We start from the raw sequence: 22,567 nt of genomic DNA, 5'->3' as shown, positions 1-22,567 counted from the left end.
CCGCGAACAGAGGGATAAGCCTGGCATGACCGAAATTCAGGCGGGCACGGAGACGGCAGACGCCGTCTCCCACTCGTCCCACGTGCCCGCGATCGAACTCGACGGGGTCGTCAAGGAGTACGTCTCCCACGGCGAGGTCGTCCAGGCGGTCAAGGGTGTCACCCTGTCGATCGCCGAGGGGGAGTTCTTCTCCCTCCTCGGCCCCTCGGGCTGTGGCAAGACCACCACCATGCGCATGATCGCCGGGTTCGAGGATCCCTCGGGTGGCACCGTACGGCTGCACGGTCAGGACGTCACCGACGTCCCTCCCAACCGGCGCGACGTCAACATGGTCTTCCAGTCCTACGCCCTCTTCCCGCACATGAACGTCTGGGAGAACGTCGCGTTCGGCCTGCGGCGCAAGAAGGTCGCCGAGGCCGAGATCAAGCGCCGGGTCGGCGAGATCCTGGAGATCGTCGACCTCACCGGGCGCGAGAAACGCCGCCCCAGGGAGATGTCCGGAGGCCAGCAGCAGCGGGTCGCCCTCGCCCGCGCCCTGGTGAACAACCCCCGTGCCCTCCTGCTGGACGAGCCCCTCGGCGCCCTCGACCTCAAGCTTCGCCAGGCCATGCAGATCGAGCTCAAGCGCATCCAGCGCGAGGTCGGCATCACCTTCGTGTACGTCACTCACGACCAGAGCGAGGCGCTCACGATGAGTGACCGCATCGCCGTCATGAACGACGGCGCGGTCGAGCAGCTCGGCAGCCCCAGAGAGATCTACGAGCGGCCCGCGACCGCCTTCGTGGCAGGGTTCATCGGCACGTCCAACCTGCTCAGCGGCACTGTCGACCGGTTCCAGTCAGGCTTCGCGGTGCTTAAGCTGGGTGAGGACGACCATGTCCTCACCGAGGGCGGATCGTCCGGAGCCGGGGAGCCGATCGCGATCACGGTACGCCCGGAGAAGATCAGGATAACCACGGAGGAGCAACCCGTCGGAGACCTCAGCGTCGTGCGCGGCACCGTCTCAGAGGTGGTGTACCTGGGGCTCTACACCAGTTACACGGTCTGCCTGGCACACGGCGAAGAGGTGACCGTCTTCCAGCAGAACGCACTGGACAGCGCGAGTACGGCGGAGCGTGGAGACGCCGTCTGGCTGTCGTGGCTGCCGCACCACTCGTACGCGATCGGAAGTTGAGCTCGATATGGACCCCCGCACGAACCCCGCCTTTCTGCGAGGCATGACGCAGAGCCGCTCCGTAACCCGCCGTGACGCCCTTCGCCTCGGCGGGATGTCGGCCGCCGGCCTCGCCCTCGCCGCCTGCGGTGTGCAGGGCAAGAAGGTGGAGGCCGTTCCCCAGAAGGACGCCCTCGCCGAATACTGGGGCTCCAAGCAGAAGAACAACACGCTGCGCTTCGCCAACTGGCCGCTCTACATCGACAAGGACGGCAAGCGGTATCCCTCGCTGGAGCTGTTCACCGCCGACACCGGCATCAAGGTGGAGTACCAGGAGGCGATCCAGGACAACAGCACGTTCTTCGGCAAGGTCCAGCCGCTGCTCGCCGCCAACAACGACATCGGCTACGACCTGATGGTCCTCACCAACGGCCTCCAGCTGAGCAAGGCCCTCGCGCTGGGCTATCTCGTCCCCCTCGATCACTCCAAGCTGCCGAACTTCGCGGCGAACGCGAGCTCCGCGGTGAAGAACCCCACCTGGGACCCGAACAACGCCCACACGATCCCGTGGACGGTCGGCGTAACCGGCATCGCCTACAACCCCAAGTACGTGGACGAGGTCAAGAGCATCCACGACCTCTGGAACCCCAAGTACAAGGGCAAGGTCGGCATGATGCTCGACACCCAGGAGGTCGCCAACTTCAGCATGTTCGCCCTGGGCATCGACCCCGACAAGTCGACCGAGGCCGACTGGAAGAAGGCGGGGGAGAAGCTCAAGGAGCAGCGCGACGCGGGTCTGGTGCGCAAGTACTACGAGAACGACTACGTCGACGCCCTCGCCAGGGGCGACATCTGGATCACCATGGCCTGGTCGGGCGACATCTTCCAGCAGGTCGCCGAGGGCAAGGACCTGAAGTTCGTGGTGCCCGAGGAGGGCGGCACGATCTGGACCGACAACATGTGCATCCCGAAGACCGCGCAGAACCCGGTCGACGCGCTCACCTACATGGACTACGTCTACCAGCCCAAGATCGCCACGATGCTGGTCGAGTACATCAACTTCATCACCCCGGTCTCCTCCGCGAAGGATCTCGTCCTCGCCGACGCGGCCAAGGCGACGGGGGAGGAGAAGAAGACGCTGGAGCAGATCGCCGAGAGCCCGCTGATCTTCCCCTCGGAGGAGGACATGGCCAAGCTGCGGTCGTACAAGACGCTCACCTCCGCGGATGAGAAGATCTTCGAGGACATCTTCCAACCCGTCACGCAGGGCTAGGCGGATGAGAGAGCGAATCGGACCGGAAGGGGTCATCGGCCGGTGAAGCGCCTCACCCCCTACCTGCTCATCCTGCCCGGCGGCCTCTGGCTCGCGATCTTCCTGGTGGTACCGATGGTCTTCATGGCCTCGGTGTCCACCCAGGAGGGCAACGTGGTCGACGGATTCATCCAGACGTTCAACTTCCCGGTGTACGGCGAGGCGCTGGCGCAGTACCAGACGCAGTTCCTGCGCTCGGCCGGGTACGGCCTGACCGCGACCGTCGTCTCCATCGCGCTCGCCTACCCGATGGCGTACTGGATCGCCTTCAGGGGCGGCAGCCGCAAGTCCACCTACCTGCTGCTGGTGCTGCTGCCGTTCTTCGTCTCGTTCGTGCTGCGCACGGTGTCGTGGAGGTTCCTGCTCGCCGACGACGGCATGCTGCTCGGGCCGCTGAAGTCGGTAGGGCTGCTGCCCGAGGACTTCCACGTGCTGCAGACGACGTACGCGGTGATCGGCGGGCTGGTCTACAACTACCTGCCGTTCATGATCCTGCCGATCTACGTCGCGCTGGAGCGGGTGGACCCCAAGGTGGTCGAGGCCGCCCAGGACCTGTACGCGGCCAAGCGGGAGGCGTTCACCAAGATCGTGCTGCCGCTCTCGCTGCCCGGTGTGTTCGCCGGGGTGCTGATGACGTTCGTCCCGATGACCGCCGACTACGTCAACGCGGGCATCCTCGGCGGCCCGGAGAACACGATGATCGGCAACATCATCCAGACCGAGTATCTGGTCAACAACGACTACCCGACCGCCGCCGCGCTGTCGTTCACGCTGATGGCGGCGATGCTGGTCGGCATCTTCGCCTACGCCAAGGCGCTCGGCACCGAGAACGTCCTGGAGGCGGCGGCCCGATGAGCGGCACCATCGACGTCACGGAGAGCCCGGAGAGCACGACGACGAGCGCGCCCGCCGGGCGGCGGACCCCGCGCAGCGGCAGGCGGCTCGGCGACCGGCTGCTCCTCGGCTACGTCTGGTTGATCATCGCCTGGCTGTTCCTGCCGATCTTCGTCATGATCCTGTTCGGCTTCAACGACACCCAGAGCAAGTCGAACGTGACCTGGCAGGGTTTCACCCTCCGGTGGTGGGGCCGCCTGGACGAGTATCCCCAGCTGCTGGAGGCGGTGCGCAACTCCATCTACATCGCGGTGCTCTCCACGATGATCACGACGGTGCTCGGCACGCTCATGGGGCTCGCCCTGGGCCGCTACCGGTTCCGCGGGCAGGGCGCGACCAACCTCGTGATGTTCGCCGCGATCGCCTCGCCCGAACTCGTGATGGGCGCCTCGCTGCTCTCGCTGTTCATCAGCGTCGGTGTGCAGACCGGCTTCGCGACCGTGGTCGTCGCGCACGTGCTGTTCTCGCTCTCCTTCGTGGCGATCACCGTGCGGGCCCGGGTGATCGGGCTCGACCGGTCGATCGAGGAGGCGGCGCGCGACCTCGGCGCGTCCACCTGGATCACGTTCTGGCGGATCACCTTCCCGATGATCCTGCCCGGCGTCCTCTCCGGCGCGCTGCTCGCCTTCGCCCTGTCCATCGACGACTTCGTGATCACCCAGTTCACCAGCGGAGCCACCCAGACGTTCCCGCTGTGGATCTGGGGGGCCACCCGTATCGGGGTGCCGCCTCAGGTCAACATCCTCGGAACGCTTATATTCGCGGTAGGCGTCGCCATCGCCGTGGTCAACACGGTCACCGCGCGCCGCCGCACCTAGCCGCCGTCGATCCCCGTGCCCTCACCGGGCGGCACGGGGATTCGGTGTACCCGGATCACCGGTGACGACGGCTCCGGCGGACAATGTCCCGCAGGAGAGCGAAATCCGGTAAAGACCAGAATCCGGCAGAGGCAGAATCCGGCAGAGTACAGATTCCCGGCACAGAACAGGGAGGCGAGATCGGACTCAGGCGGGGGGAACCCGCGCGTGATCTCCACGACCACGCGATACACACAAAGACAACCTGACTCACGTAGGGAAGTGAGATTTGTGGATCCGCTGAAGGCTCTTGCTGACGCGGAGCGCAAGCCGTACTGGCTCGACAGTCCGGCGAAACCCGAGCCGCAGGCGCGGCTCTTCGGCGAGACCGGCGCCGACCTGGCGGTGGTCGGCGGAGGCTTCTCGGGGCTCTGGACCGCCCTGATGGCGAAGGAACGCGACCCGTCGCTCGACGTCGTCCTCCTTGAGGGGCGCAGGATCGGCTGGGCGGCGTCCGGCCGCAACGGCGGCTTCGCGATGGCCACGCTGACCCACGGCATCGCCAACGGGCTGGAGCGCTGGCCCGAGGAGATCGACACGCTCGAACGCCTCGGCGTCGACAACCTCGACGAGATCGGCGAGGCGGTCGCCGCATACGGCATCGACTGCGGCTACGAGCGTACCGGCGAGCTGCACGTGGCCACCGAGCCGTGGCAGCTGGAGGAGATGAACCGCAACCTCGGCATCGCCCGCGACCTGGGCGTCCGCTTCGACGTCCTCGACACCGAACAGGTGCGGGCGGAGGTGAACTCGCCCACGTACATCGGCGGCCACTGGGAGCGCGACGGCTGCGCCATGCTCGACCCCGCCCGGCTGGCCTGGGGGCTCCGGCAGGCCTGCCTCTCGCTGGGCGTGCGCATCTACGAGCGCACGCCGGTACGCACGATGAGGGACACCCCGACCAGCCTGGACCTGATCACCCCGCACGGCAGCGTGCGGGCGCGCAGGGTCGCGCTCGGCACCGGCGTGTTCCAGCCGCTGCTGCGGCGGCTGAAGCACTTCCTGGTGCCGGTCTACGACTACGCCCTGATGACCGAGCCGCTCTCGGCCGACCAGCTGGCCTCGGTGGGCTGGCACAACCGGCAGGGGGTCGGGGACGCGGCCAACCAGTTCCACTACTACCGGCTGACCGAGGACAACCGGATCCTCTGGGGCGGTTACGACGCGGTCTACTACAACGGGGGCATGATCAAGCCCGAGTACGACCAGCGCGACGAGACCTTCGTCAAGCTGGCCGAACACTTCTCCACCACGTTCCCCCAGTTGTCCGGGCTGCGCTTCACCCACAGGTGGGGCGGGGTCATCGACACCTGCAGCCGCTTCAGCGCCTTCTACGGCCAGTCGCACGGCGGGCGCCTCGCCTACGCCGCCGGATACACCGGCATGGGCGTCGGCGCGACCCGGTTCGGGGCGAACGTCATGCTCGACCTGCTCGCCGGAGAGCGGACCGAGCGGACCGAGCTCAGGATGGTCAAGGAGAAGCCCGTCCCGTTCCCGCCCGAGCCGGTCCGCTCGGCCGGGATCCAGATGACCCGCTGGTCGATCGCCCAGGCCGACCTGCACCAGGGCCGCCGCAACCTCTGGCTGCGCACCCTGGATCGGATGGGGCTCGGATTCGACTCCTGAGGCCCGGAAGATCCTGGTAAGTCCCGTCCCCGTTCCCGCTTCCGGCTCAGGCCGGACGAGCGGGAACGGGCCGGCCCGGGGACACCCGGGGGTGTGGAGACAGCGGAGGTCCGCGGGTGTGCGGGGGCCGCGGGGGGCTCGTTGGCTTCCGCGGCGCGGACCGTACAGACTTGGAGCATGTCGGAAAAGGTGAAGTTCACCGCCGGAGGGATCACCCTCTTCGGCGACCTGCGGATCCCGGCGGGGCCGGGCCCGCACCCCGGCGTGGTCCTCACGGGCCCGTTCACCGGCACCCGCGACCAGGTCACCGGCCTGTACGCCGCCCGGCTCACCGACGCGGGATACGCGACGCTCGCCTTCGACCACCGCAACTGGGGGGAGTCGGGCGGACAGCCGCGCAACCACGAGGACCCCCAGGGCAAGCTGGAGGACCTGCGGGCCGCGGTCTCGCTGCTGCGCTCGCGCCCGGAGGTGGACGGCGACAGGATCGGCGCGCTCGGGATCTGCCTCGGCGGGGGGTACGCGCTCAGGTTCGCCGCCTTCGACCCCCGGGTGAAGGCGTTCGCGGGCGTCGCGGGGGCCTACAACAACCCCTACGGCATGCGCGCCGGAATGTCCCCCTCGGGATACCAGGAGGCGCTGGCCTCGTTCACGGAGGTGCTGGAGCGCCAGGACGGGGGCGGCGAGGTGGAGTATCTCCCCGCGGTTGCCGAGGAGGGGGAGGCGGCGATGCCGGGCGACGAGCCGTTCGCCTACTACGGCACCTCCAGAGGGGCCTCGGAGCACTGGCGCAACGAGGTCACCCGGGCCTCCATCCGCGAGTTGATCACCGTGGACAACATGATGGGCGCCGACTTCCTCTCGCCCAAGCCCGGTCTGATCGTGCACGGCCTGGTCGACCGCTTCTGCTCACCCGAGGGCGCCGAGGAGGCGTACCGGCGGATGGACGACCCCAAGCGGATCGTCTGGCTGGACGCTAGGCTGCACATCGACCTCTACGACACCGAGCCGCACGTCACCCGGGCGGTCGAGGCCGTCACCGCGTTCTTCGGCGAGCATCTCTGAGCGCGATGTACGTCCTCGGGCTGGACGTCGGCGGGACCTCCTCGCGGGCGCTGCTGCTCGACGCCTCGGGACGGCGGGCCGGGTACGGCAGGGCGCCGGGCGGCAACCCCGCGGCCCACGGCAACGCCGCCGCGGTGGCCAACATCGGCCGGGCGCTGGGGCTCGCACTGCGCGGGATCGACCCGGGCCTGGTGAGCGGGGCGGTCATCGGGCTGGCGGGTGGCGGGGCGCTGGACCGCCTGGTCTTCGACCCCATGTGGGCCGCCGCCGGTCTGCGCGTCCCGCCCCGGCTCACCGGCGACCTGGGCATCGCCTTCGCCGCGGGGACGGCGGAACCGCGCGGCACCGCCCTCATCGCCGGTACCGGGGCGATCGCCGCCAGGATCGAGGACGGCGAGCCGGTGATGATCGCCGACGGGCTCGGCTGGTTGCTGGGCGACGCGGGCTCGGGGTTCTGGCTGGGCAGGAAGGCGGCGTCCGCCGCAGTCCACGCCCTCAGCAGGGGCGACGCGGGCGGCAGGCTCACCTGCCTGGTCACGGGCGCCCTGCTGGAGGGCGAGCCGCTTTTCTCGAACACGGTTGACTCGGGCACGCTCGCCTCGGGCCCGGTGGAGTCGGGTGCGGTGGAGTCGGGGGCTCCCGCCTCGGGTGCGCCCGCCTCGGGCACGGTGGAGGAGCTGAGGGCGCTCGCGATCAGGCTGGTGGTCCGTGCGCAGTCGCGGCCCCCGCTGGAGCTGGCCAGGCTCGCCCCGCTCGTCAGCCGGGCGGCGACCGAGGGCGACCCGGCCGCCCTCACGATCGTGTCCGGCGCGGCCCGGCTGCTCTGCGAGACGGTCGCCGAGGTCCGCCGGGCGGGCGAGACGAGCCCGATCGTGCTGGCCGGGAGCGTGCTGACCAGCGAGGGGCCGATCGCCTCCGCCGTACGGGAGAGGCTGGGGCCCTCGGCGGTCCTGGCGGGCGACGGCGCGGGGGCGGCGGCGTGGCTGGCCGGCCGTGAGGCGTTCGGCTGGGACCCCGCGACCGCCGTCCGGCTGCACGCCCGCGTCGTCTCCGGCGACTGACGGGAGCCGCCGGGTCGGCTGCTCGGGCGGACCGGCCCCGTTCTCCACGGGTGCCGCGGGCCGGAGACGGCGTCCGGTGCGGCGTGTGATCACTCCGGGGCGATCGCGCACGCGCCGAGCACGGCGCCGACCGTACCGGCCGCGGGGCCCGGGTGGGGAGCACGGACCTCATGGACCGGAATCCGGGCCCGGTACATACATCGATGTACGTCCCGAATGGGTCTGCGAGACGATGTCCGCGGGCCCGCGGGACGGGATCGTGAAGGGGTGACAAGTCGTCGTATCGAAGTGCTCGACCTGCTCAGAGGCATCGCCATCGTCGGCACCCTGGGCACGAACATCTGGATCTTCACCGATCCCGGCGGTCCCGCCGACGTCATCGGGGCGCTGGGGCAGCCGGGAACCGTGGAGACCTTCCTCCGCTTCCTCACCAACGGCAAGTTCCTCGCACTGCTCACCCTGCTCTTCGGGGTCGGGCTCGAACTCCAGTACCGTTCGGCCGCACGCCGTGGCGTACCGTGGCCCGGCTGGTATCTGTGGCGGGCCGGGTTGTTGTTCGTCGAAGGTCTGATCCACTACCTGCTGATCTTCGAGTTCGACGTGCTCATGGGCTACGCGCTGACCTCGATCATCGTGGCGTACCTGATCGGCAGGAGCGACCGCGTGATCAGGGTCTGGATGATCACTGTCGGGTCGGTGTTCGCCGCGCTGATCGGCGTGCTCACCGTCGGCACCAGCTCGGCGAGCCTGGACACCGGGGCGGAGTCGTCCACGCTCTTCACCGACGGCACCTACCCGCAGCAGGTCGCCGCCCGGATCGAGATGATCGTCCTCTACCGGCTGGAGATCCTCCTCATCGTCCCGATGGGCATCGTGCTGTTCCTGCTCGGCTCCCAGCTGATGCGCGCCGGGGTGTTCGAGGACTCGGAGCGGGGCGCGGCACTGCGCCGGAGGCTCATGGTCGGCGGACTCGCCGTGGGCCTGCCGCTGAACCTGGCCACCGCGTTCGCCGGTCCGGGCTGGTTCCTGGTGGACCGGTATCTGCTGCCACCGCTGGTGGCGCTGGGACTGCTCGGTCTCGTCGCCACCCTCGCGCGGCGGGCGAGCGGTGCTCCCGGCGTGCTGAGACGAGGGCTGACCAACGTCGGTCGTACGGCCCTGAGCTCCTACGTCTTCCAGAACCTGGTCGCCTCGGCGCTCTGCTACGGCTGGGGGCTCGGCCTGGCCGCGACGCTCGACGGCCTGCGGCCGTGGTGGGTCGTGGCGGCCTGGGCGGGAATCTGCGCGCTCTTCATGACGCTGTCCACGCTCTGGCTGCGGCGCTTCGAGCGGGGTCCCGTCGAGACTCTCTGGCAGTTGGCGTACCTGGCGCCGCAGGGGCTTGCCAGGAGATCCGGCACGGCTCAAGAAACCCCGACAAGACAGTAGGGGGGTCTCCACGGACTACCCCCGCTCCCGCCCCCGCCTCCGCGATGACGAGCATGTTCGCTCCGACGAGCCGCGGTCACGGAAAAGCCGCGGCTCCGACCGGTGAGGACGTGTTCCACAGGATCACCGTCTTGTCGTCACTCGCGGTGGCGAGAGACTTGCCGTCGGGGCCGAAGGCGACCGACCACACCGACCCGGTGTGGCCGGTGAGCGGATCGCCGGCCGGTCGCCAGGTCCGCGTGTTCCACAGCCGGACGACGAGGCCGGTGCCGACGGCGAGGGTGTCGCCGTCCGGGCTGAACGCGAGAGCGTGGATCTCGCCCGGATGAGGGAGGGGGGCTCCGACCGGACGGCGGGTCGCGAGGTCCCACACGATCGCCGTCCTGTCGCTGCCGCCGCTGACGAGGGTCGTGCCGTCGGGGCTGAAGGCGACCGGCCACACCGGCCCCATGTGACCGGTGAGGGGGGCTCCGATCGGCTGCCAGGTCGTCGTGTCCCACAGGATCACCGTCGCGTCGTCACTCGCGGTGGCGAGGATCTTGCCGTCGGGACTGAAGACGGCCGACTGCACCCAGTCGCCGTGGCCGGTGAGAGGGTCGCGGATCGGCTGCCAGGTGGTCGTGTCCCACAGGATCACCGTCGCGTCGGCGCTCGCGGTGGCGAGGATCTTGCCGTCGGGGCTGAAGGCGACCGACCGCACCCAGTCGATGTGGCCGGTGAGGGGCTCGCCGACCTGCCGGCGGGTCGCCACATCCCACAGGATCACCGTGTGGTCGCCGGGTTCGGTCCCCTCGCCGTTGTTGCCGCCACCCGCCAGGAGCCTGCCGTCCGGGCTGAACGCGATCGAGTCCACCGCCCTGGTGTGGCCCTTCATCGGTTCGCCGATCGGTCGCCGGGTCCGCGCGTCCCACAGGATCACCGCGCCGTCACCGCCGCCGGTGGCCAGCGTCTCGCCGTCCGGGCTGAACGCCACCGTGTTCACCGTTTCCGTGTGCCCTCTGAGCTGTGCGAGAGCGGTCACCTTCCCGGGGCCCGTCACGGGCCAGAGCAGGTAGGTCACGACGGCGGCCGTGGCGAGGAGCGCCCCGGCCACGGCGACCACCGGGAGGAGTCGGCGCCGACGGGTACGCGCCGCGCTCTCCGCAGCCGTGACCTCGGACGCGGAGGCGGCCTCGGGGGCGGCCTCGGACACGGACGCGAGCGCGGGTGAGGTGGCCGGGGTGGTGGACGACAGGGTTGCGGGTGGCAGGGCCGAGGGGGACGCAGGCGACACCGAGGGCGACACAGCGGGTGGCGCCGTGGGTGACACGGCGGTGAACCGCAGGGTGTCGGGCCGTGCCTCCTGGGCCTCCTGGTCCTCCTGGGCCTCCAGGGCCTCTTGGTCCTCCTGGGCCTTTCGGGTCTCCTGGTGTGCCGCGGTGTACGGCTCGGTCGGCGGTGAGGGAGCCGATGCGCCGGGAGCGGGCCGATCGGCGATCCGGGTGTCGCCCTCGTCCGGATCCGGCCCGGTGGAGGATTCCCCGGGGTCCGGCGTGGCGGCGATCTCGGCGAGGACGGCGGCGGCCTGGGCTCCGGTGAGGCGGAGGGCGGGTTCCTTGCGCAGCAGTCCCTCCAGGAGGGGGGCGAGAGGACCGGCGTGTACGAGCGGGGCGAACGGCCGGGTGGCGATCGAGACGTAGATCGATCCATGCGTCGTACCGGCGAACGGCCGGCGGCCCTCGACCGCGGCGTACAGGGTGGCGCCCAGCGACCACAGGTCCGACGCGGCGGTGGCGGGGTGGCCGTTGATCTGCTCGGGGGAGATGAAGGCGGGGGTGCCCAGGGTGACGCCGGCGCCGGTGAGGGTGACGTCTCCCTCGACGGCGGCGATCCCGAAGTCGGTCAGCACGACCCGCTCACCTTCGAGCAGGACGTTCGCGGGCTTGATGTCGCGGTGGGTGATCCCGGCGGCGTGCGCGACCCGCAGTGCCGCGAGGATGTGCGCGCCGATCGCCGCCACCCGCCGGGGCGGCAGGCGCCCCTGGGTTCTCAGCAACTCGTCGAGGGAGGGCCCGTCGATGATCTCCGTCACGATCCAGGGGCGGCCGTCGGCCTCGACGACGTGGTCGTGGACGGTGATGATCGCCGGATGTTTCAGCTGAGCCGCGGCGCGGGCCTCGCGCCCCATCCGCCGGTAGAGGGTCTCACGTGCGGCAACGTCCAGGTAGTCGGGGAGGATGAGCTCCTTGATCGCTACCTGGCGCTCCAGGCTCTCGTCCCGTGCCCGCCACACCGTGCCCATCCCGCCGCGGCCCAGCACGTTCATCAGCCGATATCGCCCGGCGACCAGCATGCCCGCTTCGTGCGCCACGCTGAAACCTTAACGATGACACGGTGCGATAAGCCGTAAAAAGGAACGGATTGTGACCGTGATGATGCCGAGCGTCGGCCCTCCGGGACCTACCCGTCCGCCGTGGTGCGGCGTCCGATGACGGGGCGCAGCGCGTCCAGCACCGTCGCGTCCTCGATGGTCGATGGAACGGGCTCGTCGGAGCCCTCCGCGATCCCGCGCATGGTCTTGCGCAGGATCTTTCCCGACCGGGTCTTCGGCAGGGCAGGGACCACGTCCACCTGCCTGAAGGCGGCCACGGCGCCCACCTGCTCGCGAACGGCGAGGACCAGCTCGGCCCGCAGGGTCTCGGGGTCGACCTCCGTCCCGCTCTTCAGCACCACGAAGCCGCGCGGCACCTGCCCCTTCAGCTCGTCGGCGACCCCGATGACCGCGCACTCGGCCACCGCCGGATGCGCGGCCAGCACCGCCTCCATGGACCCGGTCGACAGCCGGTGCCCGGCCACGTTGATCACGTCGTCGGTGCGGCCCATCACGAACAGGTAGCCGTCCTCGTCGAGGTGGCCGCCGTCGCCGGTCAGGTAGTAGCCGGGGAAGGCCGTGAGGTAGGACCGCACGTAGCGCTCGTCGTCCTGCCAGAGCGTGGGGAGCGTGCCCGGCGGGAGCGGGAGCCGGATGCAGATCGCGCCCTCCTCGCCGGGGGCGCACTCCTCGCCCGAGGCGCGCAGCACGCGCACGTCGTATCCGGGGACGGGCACGGTGGGGGAGCCCGGCTTGACCGGCATGGGCTCCAGCCCGCGCAGGTTGGCGGCGACGGGCCAGCCGGTCTCGGTCTGCCACCAGTGGTCGACGACCGGCACGCCAAGCCTGTCCGCCGCCCAGTGGTAGGTGTCGGGGTCCAGACGCTCACCGGCGAGGAACAGCGTCCGCAGCGACGAGATGTCGTACCCGTCGAGCAGGGCCGCCTGCGGGTCGGCCCTCCTGATGGCACGGAACGCGGTCGGCGCGGTGAACAGCGCGTTCACCCGGTGCTCGGCGATCACCCGCCAGAACGCGCCCGCGTCGGGGGTGCCGACCGGCTTGCCCTCGTACAGCACGGTCGTGGCGCCGCGCAGCAGCGGCCCGTACACGATGTAGGAGTGCCCGACGACCCAGCCGACGTCGGAGGCCGCCCAGAACACCTCGCCCGGCGCGATGTCGTAGACGTTGGCCATGCTCCACAGCAGCGCCGTCGCGTGCCCGCCGTTGTCGCGCACGACACCCTTCGGCAGGCCGGTGGTGCCGCTGGTGTAGAGGATGTAGAGCGGATCGGTCGCGCGCACCGGCACACATTCGGCAGGGTCGGCCTTCGCGCTCGCCCAGTCGACGTCCCGCCCCTCCACCAGCTCGGCGGGGGACTGCTCGCGCTGGAGGATCACGCAGTGCGCGGGCCGGTGCCCGGCCAGGTCGAGCGCGGCGTCGAGCATCGGCTTGTACGGCACCACGCGCGAGGGTTCGATCCCGCAGGAGGCCGACACGACCACCTTGGGCCGCGCGTCGTCGATCCTGGCCGCCAGCTCCTTGGGCGCGAACCCGCCGAACACCACCGAGTGCACCGCCCCCAGCCGCGCGCACGCCAGCATCGCGATCACCGCCTCGGGCACCATCGGCAGGTAGACCACCACCCGGTCGCCCTGCTCCACCCCGAGCGAGCGCAGCACCCCGGCGAACCTCGCGACCTCGTCGCGCAGCTCGGCGTACGTGTAACGCCTGCCGGTGCCCGTCACCGGGCTGTCGTGGATCAGCGCGACCCGGTCACCGTGCCCGGCCTCGACGTGCCGGTCCAGCGCGTTGTGGCAGGTGTTGAGCTCCCCGTCGGGAAACCACCGGTAGAAGGGCGGCGCCCCGGCGTCCAGGACCTCGCGCGGCGGCCTGCTCCAGGTGACGGCCTCGGCGGCCTCGGCCCAGAAGTCCTCGGGGTCGGCGATGCTGCGGGCGAAGGCGTCAGCGTACGACATCCAGCCATCATGCTCTTTCCCGGACTCCCAGGTCGAGGCCCCTCTCCGCGTATTCTCCCGTGGCCGAGGCCGAGCTTGTTCAGTCGACGCACATCGCCTCGTGAGTGGACCGGAAGACCCACGTGCCGCCACCCGGGGACACATAGGTGGTAATGGTGTAATAGACCCCAGGGGTGCAGTCGTGGCCGACCGCGAGGACGGCCGCCCGGGCCCGTTGTTCGGTCGCCGCCAACCCCTCCGCGTGGGTGTTGCCCGCCCCCACGACGGTGGCGCTGCGGGGAGTGTCGTAGCCGTCGGCGTGCGCGGCCACGGGCGTGCTCGCCAGGCCGACCGCCACCACCGCTGAGACGAGACCGAGCCGGCGGAGCCGAGTACCTTTTCGCATGATTCTCCTACAAGGCCGGATCATTGGATCGACCGAGGATAAATTTCAAACGGACCCAGGTAAAGACGGCATTGACCACTTGGTCGCCAGAATATGGCCTGTCGTGCGGTTTCTTCGTGATAGGGAATGTAATTTACATTCTTCGTGGTGGGGCATGTAATTTGCGGCCGCACGAAGATTGAATCGCGCCGGAGTACGTCAAAGTCTCCAGCGACCCCGGTGCGGTTCGCCCGAAGGAACACTACGGAGCCTGCAGAAGGCGGAAACCGTCAAGGAAAGGGCGTCCTCCTTCGTGCAGCCCCGGCACCGCGGAGTTCGCAATGCGTGTCAGCGGTGGTGGCGTGTCACGTCCACGTCGGCCAGGTCGTTCTCCAGGATCCGGTCGATCAGCTCGACGACCCCGGCTCCGTGCTCTCCCTCGGTCACCAGGTCACACCGTTCCTTGACCGCGGGCAGCGCGTTGGCCACCGCCACCGCGCACTCGCAGGCGGCGAGGAACGCGTGGTCGTTCTCGGCGTCGCCCACGCCGATCGTGCTGTGCGCCGACATCTCCAGCTCCGCCAGGGCGGCGGTCAGGCCGGTGGCCTTGTTGATCCCCGAGGGCAGGACCATCACCGCGCCTTTGTTGAAGATGACCTGCATCTCCAGGCCGAGTTCGCGGATGGCGTCGAGAACGGTCTCTGCGTGCGGTTCCGTGGTGGCCACGATCGCCGAGCCGACACTGAGCGGCTCCACGTCCAGCTCGCGCAGGCGTTCGACGAGGGTCTCGGGCGGTGCCTCCGCGAGGGGCGAGCTCTCCTGCTCCTCCGGGTTGTGGAGCACGGCTCCGTTCTCGGCGACGACCAGGTCGAACAGGTCGAGTCGCGGGAAGTCCCGGGTGAGGGAGTCGACCTGCCGGCCGGTCACCATGACCAGTCGCCGCCCCGAGCGTGCGAGGCGTTCGAGTGCGTCCGGGGTGTCGCCGTCGACGCGGCCCTCGGTGGCCAGCGTCTCGTCGTAGTCACAGGCCAGAACGTGATAGCGCATGCCGGGTCGACTACCCCGCGTCGGCGGGGGAAACGGGACGTGGGCCGGGACTTCTCAGGGCCGGGAACGTTCCGGCGGCGGGCCGGGGCCGGGCGGGGTACCAAAGCCGGCCCCGCCCCGCAGGGCGGAAAAGCCCACGTGAGATCAACAGAGACCCACACACAAAACGCGGGGGAGCCCGGCTGGCCGCTGTTGTTCCCGCACCGCGGGGTCCCGCCCCGGGGGGGGCGGCGCCCGGGGGGGGGGGGCCCGGGCCGGCCCGCCGCCGGAACGTTCCCGACGCGCGCTGTCCTCGGCTCTCAGACCCTCAGGTCCTGCAGGGTCAGCCGGAAACGTTCCTGCGGCGTACGAGAACGAACATGACCCCGATGGCGGCCAGCGCGGCGGCGGCGATGACGCCGATCTGGAGGAACAGGTCGTCCGACGAGCTCTCCTGGGCACGCTCGGCCAGCTGGGCGCGCTGGGCCAGCTCCGTGCTGGACGCCGGCTGGATGTCCGGGGGAAGCACGATGTCCTGTACCTTCACGCTCGCCGACTTGCTGACCTTGGCGGGCTTGGTGACGGTCACGGCGACCTTCCACTCACCCACAGGGAGCGGTTCTGCCGCGTTGTAGAGGTTCTGTCCCTCGGGCGCAGACTTCAGCGGGATCGGGCCGAAGGTACGGCCGTCGGGTGCCGTCGCGAGCAGGGTCGCCGCGACGATCTCGGTGACCGGGCGGCTGTCCTTCTTCCAGGTGACCAGCACGTTGACGTTGCGGCCGCCGTCTCCGACGACCTCCAGCTTGAGGGGTGACTTGGGTGCGGCGGAGGCGGCCGGGGCGCCGAGCAGCAGCCCGAGCCCGGCCAGCATGATGGCCGCGGCGTATCTGAGGGCCTTGTTCACGGGTCGTGATTCCCTTCCGGGGGTGGCGGCGGGGCACGGCGGGTGCCCGCCACCGAAGCGCGAATGTCTCATCGTGAACATCCGGGACGTACGCCAGGTTCGCACACGTCCCGGACACGCACAGCGGGCGGTGGCGTCCTGCCTCCGCCGTTGGTTCAGGACTGGTTGAACAGCGAGAGCGTGAGGGTGGAGTTGTACTCGCCGGCGGTGACGTCGACGGGGGTGCGCAGGGCGAGGTCGGCGTTGACCTCCCAGGTGCCGATCTCGTCGGCGGAGTTGGCGGTGGAGACGAGGAGTTCCTGTCCCTGGAGACCGACGTTGGGGGCGCCGGTGCCGTCGGAGATGACGCTGGAGACGGGCTCGCCGGCGGCGACGGCTCCGGTTTCGGTTTCGCTGATCAGGCGGGGGGCCCAGCCGAGGTACTCGGGGCCGATGGTGGCGGTGCCGCCGGTGGCGGTGAACTGGCTGGCCTGGCCGACGACGGCCCAGAAGTCTCCGGCGGGGATCTCCGCGGGCTGGCGGGTGTCGGTGACGGTGACGGTGGGCAGGGTGCCGGTGAACTGGCGGGCGGCGGCGTTGGTGCCGTTCTCGGTGAGGGTGACGCCGTTGTTGTCGGCGACGGTCATGGAGACCTCGCCGGGGGTCTGGACGGGGGCGATGTTGACCGAGACCTCGATGCCCTCGTCGGGGTCGGCGGAGGCCATCGCGGGGGCGGCGGTGGCGGCGAGGGCGAGGCCGAGCAGGGACGCGGCGATGACCCGGGTGGTGCGGGTGGTTTTCATGGGCTTGCTCCGTTTATGGGGGGCGGGGCCGGCCGGTCTGTCGGCCGGCCCCGGTTGATCAGGGCGGCGACCGCGGCGCGTACGCCGTGGTCGCCGCCGGTCAGGTCAGCCGCAGTTGAGCGCGGTGTAGGCGGTTTCGTAGTCGGTGGTAACCGGCTGGCCGCCGATGGTGGCGGTGCCGCTGGTGGTGACGGTGCCGGCGGCGAGCTGTCCGGTCCGGGTGTTGAAGGACTGGTAGGCCTGCTTGCCCGGGGCCACGTTGGCGACCGTCTTGGTGCCGTAGGGGGTGGTCAGGGTGATGTTGGCCGGCACGGTGCCGTTGTTGACGGCCGTGACCGCCAGGTGCACCGTGGTGCCGATGCAACGACCCTGAGCCGTAACGGTGAGCTGGACCGTCGGAGCGGCCGACACCGTGACGGTCTGGGTCTTGATCTCCTCGACGTTCCCGGCCTTGTCGGTGGCGCGGTAACGCAGCTCGTGGTCGCCGTCACCGGTGACGTTCACCGGCGCGGTGTAAGGCGTCCAGTCGCCGCCGTCCAGGGAGTACTCGATCTTCTCCACACCGGACGTCTCGTCCGTCGCGGAGAGGGTGACCGGCACCCCGCCGTTGTCCTGCGAACCGACCGTGGAGGTCGTCGTCGGAGCCTTGGCGTCGACCTTGACGGCGAGCGTCTTGGTCGCCTCGACGTTGCCCGCCTTGTCGACGGAGCGGTAGGCCAGCGAGTGCGAGCCGTCGCCGGTGATGGCGACCGGCGCGGTGTACGTGGTCCAGGCGCCGCCGTCGAGCTGGTACTCGGTCTTGTCGACGCCGCTGCCCTGCGCCTCGTCGGCGCCGGCCAGCGTGACCAGGACCTGACCGGTGAACCATCCGCTCGCCGGCTGGGCCGGGTTCGGGGTGGCCGTGGTCACCGGGGCGGTCGTGTCGGCCGTTCCACCGCCGGTGAGGCGGAAGTAGTCGAACTTGACCGTCTTGGACGCCTGCTGCGCGGTGCCGATGGTGAACACGCCGATCTTGCCGTTGCCGACGGCGGTGTTCGCCACCGTCTGCGCGAGGTCGGTCCACGTGGTGCCGTCGGCGGAGTAGGAGCCCTTGAAGGTGGTGCCCTCCTTCTTCAGACGCAGGTGCCAGACGCCCTGGGTGAGCGTGCCGGTCTGCGGCTGCGGGTTCTGGACGGTCCCGCCGATCTCGCTGCGCAGCTCGATCCGGCGCGACACCGCGGAACCCGCGGTGTTGCCGGTGACGTAGTCGAGCTTCACGTAGTTGTCGTCGTCGGCGTAGACCATCAGGCCGCCCTGCTGGTACTGCTCGTTCAGCGCCGACCCGTCGACCTTCGTCTCCAGCGTCCAGTCGCCACTCGGCGCCGTCTGCAGGATGAAGTTCTTCGGAGTGCCGTTGGTGCTGCCGTAGATGTCACCGGTGGTGGTGTCGATCTCCAGGTTGCCGCCGGTCACCCGGAGGGTCGGGCTGTCGGGACGGACGATCGCGTCCCAGCGGCAGGTGTCGAGGGACGAGCCGTTGAACTCGTCGTTCGGCGCCGGCCTGCCCGCGGTGTCGTCGGGGCTGATCTGGAACCAGTCGAAGGAGGCGTCGACGATCGGGCGGGTGCCCGTGTTCGCCAGGGAGATCAGGCCGATCCTCGGGTTGGTGATCCCGGCGAGGGCCTTGGTCTGCGGCATCGCCGTGAAGGTGGTGCCGTCCGAGGAGTAGTGGGCGGTGATGTTGGTGCCGTCGCTGATGAACCTCACGTACACCGTGTCGGGGTAGGCGTCCCCGAGGGCGGCCGTGTTGCTCTGCGTCACCTCGTTGGGCGTGCCGTTCTCCTCACGGATGAACTGGAAGACGCGGTTGGCGTGGTCGTTCGTCCCCCGTGCCTGGAGCACCATCTTGGCGTAGTTGTCGTCGTTGCCGTAGATGATCAGACCCGCCTGCTGGTACATGTCGCGGGCGTTCAGCGTGACCTTGGTGGTGGCCGTCCAGGCACCCTGCGGCATCGGCTGGAGCACGATGTTGGTCGTGGTTCCGGTACCGGTGCCGTAGATGTCGGTGAGCGACGTCGGCAGGACGAGGTTGCCGCCGGCGACCTTGAGGTTCTGGTCCTCACGGACGACCGACCAGCGGTTCCTGTCGAGCTCGGTGCCCAGGAAGTCGTCGGAACGACCGCTCAGACACACGGTGGTCGGCGGGTCGACCTTGATGGTGAGCGTCTTGCTCGCCGCGGCGCCCTTGGAGTCGGTCACGGTCACCGTGGCGTTGTACGTGCCGGGGGCGTTGTAGGTGTAGCTGGCGTTGGCGGTGGTCGGCTGCGGCGAGCCGTTCACGCCGAAGTTCCACTTGTAGGTGAGCGGGGTGTTGTTGTCGGGGTCGGTGGCGGTCGAGGTGAAGTCGACCTTCAGCGGGGCGACGCCCGTGGTCGGGGTGGCCGTCGCGTCCACCGTCGGACGCTGGTTGTCGGTGACGCCCTGGCCGATGAAGTCGACCCAGTTGAAGTTGAGCAGGTAGGCGTCGTTGGCCGCGCTCGCCGGCTTGCGCACGATGAAGAACACCGGGCCGGTCGTCGTCGGAACGTTGTTCAGGTCGACCGTGACGTCCTGGAACGTCTGCCAGCCGCCGGTGGGCGCGATGTCGACCGAGCCCAGCAGGGTCCCGGTGTCGGCGTTACCCGCCTTGATCTGCACCGTGCCGCCGGCACCGCCCGAGGAGGCGCGGAACCGGACCTTGGAGATACCGCTCAGGTTGAGCGGGCTGTAGGACCAGAAGTCGCCGTCGGTGGTGAAGCCGATGCTCTGGGCGCCGCCCTGAGGGTCGGTGGTCGTCTCGGTCTGGACGCCGGCGGCGTCCGTTCCCGTGCCGTCCGCGACCCGGCCGGTCGACGAGAAGTGCTCGGCCTGCTTGCGCTTGGGCTGGAGGATGACCTCGGCCCGCCCGGTCAGCGACTGAGCGCCACCCTGGCCGCCCTTGTCGGTGTAGCTCGCCTCAAGGATGTAGAACAGGTTGTCGTCGATGCCGTGGCCGCTGTCGGACAGCGTCTGGATGGTGCCCTCACAGCCCTCGTGCTGGTCGAGCGGGTGACCGTGACTGTCGTGGCCCAGGTACGCCTGGATCTGGACGTCGTCACAGTCGATCGTGCCGTCCTCGGGGTCGGTGACGACGATCTTGTACTTCACCTGGTCGCCGAACTCGAAGAACCCGCCGTTCGGGGGCAGTTCGAGGGTCACCGTCGGACGGGTGTTGCCCACCGTGATCGGCAGGTTCGCCGTGGCGGTGACGCCGTCGGCGTTGCTGACGGTCAGGACCGCGCTGTACTGCCCGGCCTGGGTGTAGGTGTGCGAGGGGTTGGCCTCGGTCGAGTCGGCGGTGCCGTTACCGTCGAAGTCCCACGAGTAGGTGAGCGGCTTGCCGTCCGGGTCGCTCGATCCCTGGCTGGAGAACTGCACGGTGAGCGGGGCCGGGCCGTCGGTCTTGTCCGCGGAGACGCGGGCCGTCGGCGGGCGGACGCCCTTGGTGTACTCGATGCGGTAGATGCCGGAGTCGGCGTTGTCGCCGCCGAAGCCGGAGCCCCACTCGATCAGGTACAGCGCGCCGTCGGGACCGAACTTGATGTCCATGGGGCGCTTGAAGCTCATGGACCGCAGGATCTGGTTGATCTTGATCTGGGCGGTGCCGGCCTCGTTGAGCTGGAACGAGAACATCTTGTTCGTGTTCCACTCACCGAAGATCGCCTTGCCGTCCCAGTAGGCTGGCCACTTGACGGCCGACGCGAGGTCGGCGTCGTAGCGGTAGACCGGACCGGCCATCGGCGCGCCGCCGTTGAGCTCCGGGAAGGAGTTGGCGTTGGTGGCGCTGGTGTACCAGATCTTCGCCGGGATCGCCGGGGGCAGCGTGGTCAGACCGGTGTTGTTGGGCGAGTCGTTGGTCGTCGCGGCACAGTTGAACACGGCGCCCGACGTCCTGGTGGCGAAGTTGTAGTCGTTGTACGGGGTGTTGTCGCCCACGCAGAACGGCCAGCCGTAGTTGCCCGGCTTGTCGACCAGGTTCCACTCGACGGTGCCGCGCGGACCACGGTTGGCATTCGCGGAGCCGGCGTCGGGTCCGTAGTCGGCGACCATCGGGAAGCCGGTCTTCGGGTCCAGGCCCATGCGGAACGGGTTACGGAAGCCCATGGCGTAGATCTCGGGCTTGGTCTTGGCCGTGCCCGCGGGGAACAGGTTCCCGCTCGGCACGGTGTAGGTGCCGTCCGGCTTCGGGGTGATGCGCAGCAGCTTGCCGCTCAGGTCGTTGGTGTTGCCCGAGGTGCGCTGGGCGTCCCAGGAGGACCGGCCGGACTGCTCGTCGATCGGCGTGTAGCCGTCCGAGGCGAACGGGTTGGTGTTGTCACCGGTGGCCAGCCACAGGTCACCCGTCTTGTGGTCCATGAGCATGCCACCACCGTGGTGGCAGCACTCGGCCCGCTGCACCGGCACGTCGAGGACGACCTTCTCGCTGGAGAAGTCGAGCGAGTCGCCGTTGACCGTGAACCTGCTCAGCCGGTCGACGTTCTGGCCCACCGGCGAGTAGAAGAGGTACAGCCAGTTGTTGGTGTCGAAGTTCGGGTCCAGCGCCAGGCCGAGCAGACCGCTCTCGTTGGCGGTGAACACGTTCAGACGACCGGCCGTCACGGTCGAGCCGTTGGTCTTGATGACCTTCACGTCGCCCAGGCGGTCGATGTAGAAGACCCGCCCGTCCTTGGCGATGTCGGTCATCATCGGGTTCGACGTGTTGTCGTCGAGCGTGATCTTCTCGAAGCTACCGCTCTGCGAGGCAGAGCAGTCGGCCTTCTCGACGCCCGCGGCGGTCTTGATTCCGCCGAGGAGCATCTTCAGGAAGTTCGGCTCGACGAAGCTCGCCTTGGTGTGGCCGAGGCCGGTGTACCAGGAGCGTCCACCGTCGTAGTCCTGACACCACACCGTCGGGTGGTCGGCGCCCATGGTGGCACCGGTGTAGGTCTTCTCGTCCATCGACGCGAGCACGTGCACGTTGGCACGCGGGTTGGTCGTGTAGTCGTACCACTCGTCGGTGCGGGTCCACGAGGTCGGCAGGTGCGCCGTCGAGGGGTGCGCGGGGTCCTCGACCTTGACGGTGGCCTGCTGGATCGCCGGGTGCGACTTGAAGTACGCGCCGACGAGCTTGCCGTACCACTCCCAGCTGTAGCCACTGTCGGAGGCCGCGTGGACGCCGGCGTAGCCGCCGCCACCCTTGATGTAGCGCTCGAAGGCGGCCTTCTGGTCCGGCGTGCTCACGGGGTCGCCGGTCGTGGACATGAAGATGACGGCCTTGTACTGAGCCAGGTTGGCGTCAGTGAACTTGGCGCTGTCCTCGGTCGTGTCGACCGCGAAGTTGTTCTCCAGGCCGAGCTGCTGGACCGCCGCGATTCCCTCGGGAATCGAGTCGTGCCGGAAGCCGCTGGTCTTGGAGAAGACCAGGACCTTGAAGTCGGGATCGGCGACGTTGGCCGCCGATGTCGCGCTGGTCGAGGCGGAGCCGGTGGTGGCGTTCGCCGGTGATGTCAGGAATGTGAAGACAGGGAGCAGGGGCGCGACAACGGCCAGAGCCATCATCGCAGCCGTCCGACGTAGGGAGCGGTTTTCTGTTAACGGCAGGCTCTTGGAGAGCCCGGCCCACGTTCGAGAACGTGGTGACATGGTGATCCCTTTCCTGACTGGGGGGTCGTCAGGCAAAGCGCGCGCCGCCGCGCTGGTGCCACTTGTTACATGGGGATGAGGTTGGGTACT

General features: G+C 69.4%; 15 protein-coding genes. 8 read left to right on the top strand and 7 right to left on the bottom strand.

Annotated elements, in window-relative coordinates; translation table 11 throughout:
- Positions 1–25: 25 nt before the first annotated feature.
- The 8 genes from ABT352_RS31755 to ABT352_RS31720 all read left to right on the top strand — a co-directional run bounded on the left by ABT352_RS31755 (position 26) and on the right by ABT352_RS31720 (position 9,396).
- Entirely contained in the window at positions 26–1,174 is a 1,149-nt protein-coding gene (locus ABT352_RS31755) for an ABC transporter ATP-binding protein (RefSeq protein ID WP_350948671.1), read from the top strand.
- Between the two features lie 7 nt (positions 1,175–1,181).
- Positions 1,182–2,426, top strand: a complete 1,245-nt coding sequence (locus tag ABT352_RS31750) for an ABC transporter substrate-binding protein (RefSeq protein WP_350948670.1) — start codon at positions 1,182–1,184, stop codon at positions 2,424–2,426.
- Positions 2,427–2,468: 42 nt separating this feature from the next.
- On the top strand, positions 2,469–3,320 hold the full coding sequence (locus ABT352_RS31745; protein ID WP_350948669.1) for an ABC transporter permease: 852 nt from the start codon (positions 2,469–2,471) through the stop codon (positions 3,318–3,320).
- On the top strand, positions 3,317–4,177 hold the full coding sequence (locus ABT352_RS31740; protein ID WP_350948668.1) for an ABC transporter permease: 861 nt from the start codon (positions 3,317–3,319) through the stop codon (positions 4,175–4,177). Before ABT352_RS31745 ends, ABT352_RS31740 begins: the two co-directional genes overlap by 4 nt.
- Before the next feature lie 270 nt (positions 4,178–4,447).
- The gene (locus tag ABT352_RS31735; RefSeq protein WP_350948728.1) at positions 4,448–5,842 is read left to right on the top strand and encodes an NAD(P)/FAD-dependent oxidoreductase; all 1,395 of its coding nucleotides are present in this window, start codon (positions 4,448–4,450) and stop codon (positions 5,840–5,842) included.
- A 177-nt stretch (positions 5,843–6,019) separates the two neighbouring features.
- Positions 6,020–6,907, top strand: coding sequence for an alpha/beta hydrolase (locus ABT352_RS31730; protein WP_350948667.1), 888 nt, complete (start codon positions 6,020–6,022; stop codon positions 6,905–6,907).
- A gap of 5 nt (positions 6,908–6,912) precedes the next feature.
- The gene (locus tag ABT352_RS31725) at positions 6,913–7,968 is read left to right on the top strand and encodes an N-acetylglucosamine kinase (protein WP_350948666.1); all 1,056 of its coding nucleotides are present in this window, start codon (positions 6,913–6,915) and stop codon (positions 7,966–7,968) included.
- Positions 7,969–8,235: 267 nt separating this feature from the next.
- Positions 8,236–9,396, top strand: a complete 1,161-nt coding sequence (locus ABT352_RS31720) for a DUF418 domain-containing protein (RefSeq protein ID WP_350948665.1) — start codon at positions 8,236–8,238, stop codon at positions 9,394–9,396.
- 76 nt (positions 9,397–9,472) lie between these two features.
- Here the strand turns inward: ABT352_RS31720 and ABT352_RS31715 are convergent, their stop codons facing one another.
- The 7 genes from ABT352_RS31715 to ABT352_RS31685 all read right to left on the bottom strand — a co-directional run bounded on the left by ABT352_RS31715 (position 9,473) and on the right by ABT352_RS31685 (position 22,390).
- Positions 9,473–11,746: a WD40 repeat domain-containing serine/threonine protein kinase gene (locus tag ABT352_RS31715; protein ID WP_350948664.1), complete on the bottom strand. Its 2,274-nt coding sequence runs from the start codon at positions 11,744–11,746 to the stop codon at positions 9,473–9,475.
- Between the two features lie 89 nt (positions 11,747–11,835).
- A complete protein-coding gene (locus ABT352_RS31710) occupies positions 11,836–13,722 on the bottom strand; it encodes a propionyl-CoA synthetase (RefSeq protein WP_350948663.1) in 1,887 nt (628 codons plus the stop codon).
- A gap of 79 nt (positions 13,723–13,801) precedes the next feature.
- Entirely contained in the window at positions 13,802–14,107 is a 306-nt protein-coding gene (locus ABT352_RS31705) for a hypothetical protein (RefSeq protein ID WP_350948662.1), read from the bottom strand.
- Positions 14,108–14,434: 327 nt separating this feature from the next.
- Positions 14,435–15,133, bottom strand: a complete 699-nt coding sequence (locus ABT352_RS31700; protein WP_350948661.1) for an HAD family hydrolase — start codon at positions 15,131–15,133, stop codon at positions 14,435–14,437.
- Between the two features lie 322 nt (positions 15,134–15,455).
- Positions 15,456–16,016 (bottom strand): hypothetical protein, encoded by a 561-nt coding sequence (locus tag ABT352_RS31695; protein ID WP_350948660.1) that lies wholly within the window; start codon positions 16,014–16,016, stop codon positions 15,456–15,458.
- 155 nt (positions 16,017–16,171) lie between these two features.
- Positions 16,172–16,798: a hypothetical protein gene (locus ABT352_RS31690; RefSeq protein ID WP_350948659.1), complete on the bottom strand. Its 627-nt coding sequence runs from the start codon at positions 16,796–16,798 to the stop codon at positions 16,172–16,174.
- 105 nt (positions 16,799–16,903) lie between these two features.
- On the bottom strand, positions 16,904–22,390 hold the full coding sequence (locus ABT352_RS31685) for a ThuA domain-containing protein (RefSeq protein WP_350948658.1): 5,487 nt from the start codon (positions 22,388–22,390) through the stop codon (positions 16,904–16,906).
- Positions 22,391–22,567: the final 177 nt, after the last annotated feature.

This window comes from Streptosporangium sp. NPDC000563 (assembly GCF_040299985.1).
Taxonomy (GTDB): Bacteria; Actinomycetota; Actinomycetes; order Streptosporangiales; family Streptosporangiaceae; genus Streptosporangium.
The sequence above is the reverse complement of the archived record's forward strand: the minus strand, read 5'-3'. Positions and strand labels throughout refer to the sequence as shown.